Origin of the sequence: Paracraurococcus ruber (assembly GCF_004353985.1) — a bacterium.
In the GTDB taxonomy this organism is placed as follows: domain Bacteria; phylum Pseudomonadota; class Alphaproteobacteria; order Acetobacterales; family Acetobacteraceae; genus Paracraurococcus; species Paracraurococcus ruber.
In genome coordinates this window covers 1-1,043 of record NZ_SMOA01000601.1, presented here as the reverse complement: position 1 = coordinate 1,043, position 1,043 = coordinate 1, and the positions used below count along the sequence as shown (strand labels likewise).

The following is a 1,043-nucleotide window of genomic DNA, read 5'->3' as shown; positions in this document are numbered from 1 at the left end:
CCCGCGGGTGCGCGCCGCCCTGACCCGCCATGCCGAGGCCGCCGCTGCCCTGGCGGCGCTGCGCGCGCGGCTGGACGGCGCGACCGAAGGACGGCCGCCGCCCGCCGCCTGGTTCGCCGCCGCATCCGCCCGGATCGACGCGCTGACCGCGCTGCGCCGCGCCCTGGAGGCCGCCCGCCAGGGCGAGAGCACGGTGGAGGCGCTGTACGTCACCCGGGACGGGCTGGCGGAGCTGGCGGAATTCCTGGGGCGGGAGCGTGGCCTGCTGAACGGCATCATCGCCGCCGGGCGGGCGCCGGGGGCGGCGGAACTCGGCAGCCTGGGCCAGGTGCGTGGGCGGCAGGCCGGGGCGATGGCGCGGCTGGCGCTGCGCCTGCCCGGCCTGCCGCCGGCCGCCGCCACGGCCGGGGAGGCGGCGCTGGCGGCGCTGGCGAATGACTTCGACCCGCTGCGGGCGCGGGTGATGGCCAAGCTGGCGGCCGGCGAACCCTCCCCCGTCACCGCGGCGGACTGGTGGGCGGCGGCGACCCGCGCCATCGCCGGTTTGCAGGCGGCGCAGCAGGCGCTGACCGCGGCGCTGGCCGAGGATCATGCGCAGCACCGTGCCGCCGCGACCGCGGCGCTGGCGCGGCAGCTGGCGCTGCTCGGCCTGGCCCTGGCGCTGCTGGGCTTCACGGGCTGGTTCGTCGCCCGCCGCGTGGTCCGGCCGCTGCGGGCGGTGGTGGCGGCGCTGCGCGGCCTGACCGAGGGGCGGCTGGACACGCCGGTCCCGGCGGCGCGCGGCCGCGACGAGGTGGCGTCGCTGATCGCCGCGACCGAGGCCTTCCGCGCGATGGCGCTGGCCGCCCGCCAGCACGAGAGGGAGCGGGCCGCGCTGGAGGCGGCCAATGCCGATGCCCGTGCCGCCAGCCTGAAGGAGGTGGCCGAGCAGATCACGCATGCCACCGCCGCGGCGGTCGGCCAGGTGGCCGATCGGGTGGCCGGGCTGCGTGGCATGACCGGCGCGCTGGCCGCCGCGGCCGGCCGCGCGGCGGCCGCGGCCG

General features: G+C 80.6%; 1 protein-coding gene. It reads left to right on the top strand.

Annotated elements, in window-relative coordinates:
* Positions 1-1,043 (top strand): nitrate- and nitrite sensing domain-containing protein (locus E2C05_RS32010; RefSeq protein WP_133223627.1); only part of this gene is annotated, 1,043 nt, incomplete at both ends.